Source organism: Ruegeria sp. BHSA123 (assembly GCF_059613425.1).
The window spans coordinates 1-1,682 of the sequence record NZ_JBXWSL010000159.1 but is presented as its reverse complement, the minus strand read 5'-3'; the positions used below and the strand labels follow the sequence as shown (position 1 = coordinate 1,682).

Sequence of the window (1,682 nt, the reverse complement as noted above, 5' to 3'; positions counted from 1 at the left end):
TGTCAACGGCGGTGAGAAAGTCTGCCATTGGGCGGAGCAAAAGTCGTCCACTGTTTGGGTTACCGGCGCCTTGGCAAACGCGCTCCCAAATAGCTGGCGGTTGCCAAGGCGTCTTGGTCCGTCAGGACCAATCTCTTCTGTGCCTTAGGAGTTCTGCCGGGCCCTGCTCTGTGCCAGGCGATAGCTTTCTCCGTTCATCTCCAGAATGCTGACGTGGTGGGTCAGCCGGTCGAGCAAGGCACCAGTGAGGCGCTCCGATCCGAATGTTTCGGTCCATTCATCGAAGGGCAGGTTCGAGGTGATCAGGATCGAGCCGCGCTCGTATCGCTGAGAGATCAGTTCGAACAACAGTTCGGCGCCGGTTTTGCTGAGGGGCACGAAGCCCAACTCGTCGATGATCAGGAGCTTCTGCTTCACGAGTTGCTTTTGAAGGCGCAGGAGCTGGCGCTCGTCGCGGGCTTCCATCAACTCGTGCACGATGGCCGCGGCAGTAGTAAAGCGAACCGCCAGGCCTTTCTGGCAGGCGGCCAGACCGAGGCCGAGCGCCACGTGGGTCTTACCGGTGCCGCTGGGGCCGAGAGCGATGACGTTCTCTCCGCGGTCGATCCATTCACCACGCGCCAACTCCAGGACCTGCATCTTGTTCAAAGAAGGGATCGCGGCAAAATCGAAGCTATCAAGGCTCTTGGTCGCCGGGAATTTCGCGGCCTTGATCCGGCGTTCGATCATCCGCCGCTCCCGGTCGATGAGCTCGAGCTCGATCAGACGGGCCAGGAACTGGACATGGTCGCGGCCCTCGGAGGCACACAGCCGAGCCTGTTTGTCGTATTCCCGCAGGATGGTCGGCAGCTTCAGCTTCTTGAGTTGGTGGTTCAGCAGGATCTGTGGTGTCTCCGTCATGTCGAGGCACCTGTTGTCAGGCACATGTAGCTGGCCGGAGATGTCGTCGCCACCTTGGCCCGCGGCAGGAACGGGTAGACATCCAGATCGAGCCTCGGCGGCCGCCGCTCCACCCGACACAGCACCAGATGCTTCACGGCATCAAAACTGATCGCACCCATCTGGAGAGCCGTCTTCACGGCAGCATGAACCTCCTCCATCTCGAAGCTTTCGAGCAGCCGTAGGACCTGCACGTATTCGCGCCGTCCGGCTTTCAGCATGCGTGCCTCCATTAGCTTCTGAAGAGTATCAAACGCCTTGGGAAGCTCCCATCCGGCCAGCGGAGCTGCCTGTTCGAAAGCGTTTATCTTCTTCTCAATCAGCGGCAGGTAATGAACCGGATCGAAGACCATGTCCTCGCGGTTGTAGCTGCGAACATGCCGCGCGATGACCTCGCCGCCACATCCGATCACCAGTCGGTCGACATAGGCGCGGATCCAGACATCGCGGTGTCCAAAGGCAACCGGTACGGAATAATCATTGGTCTTGTAACGTACCAACGCGAGCGAACTGACCCGACCCGTTGCCTGGTCACAGGCTTCGAAAGACCGGGCGGGAAGCGGCGCCATGATCTCCAGATCGCGTTGAAGTCGCTCTCCAATCGTCTCATTGTGCCCGCGCAGCTTGTCGTTTTGGCGCTTACGGCACTGCTCTTCGAGCCAGTTGTTGAAGGCATCCCAAGTCGGAAAACTCGGGACCGGCACCATGAAGTTGCGCCGGGAATAGCCAACCAGCCCTTCGAC

The 1,682-nt window shown here is 59.8% G+C and carries 2 protein-coding genes; both read right to left on the bottom strand.

The window, feature by feature from the left end; genetic code table 11:
- Positions 1-144: 144 nt before the first annotated feature.
- Positions 145-900 (bottom strand): IS21-like element helper ATPase IstB, encoded by a 756-nt coding sequence (gene istB / locus AC2FNC_RS20745; RefSeq protein WP_170434935.1) that lies wholly within the window; start codon positions 898-900, stop codon positions 145-147.
- The coding region (locus tag AC2FNC_RS20740; RefSeq protein WP_496716569.1) for a Mu transposase domain-containing protein at positions 897-1,682 on the bottom strand (786 nt) is incomplete at its 5' end. The genes AC2FNC_RS20740 and istB, both read right to left, overlap by 4 nt.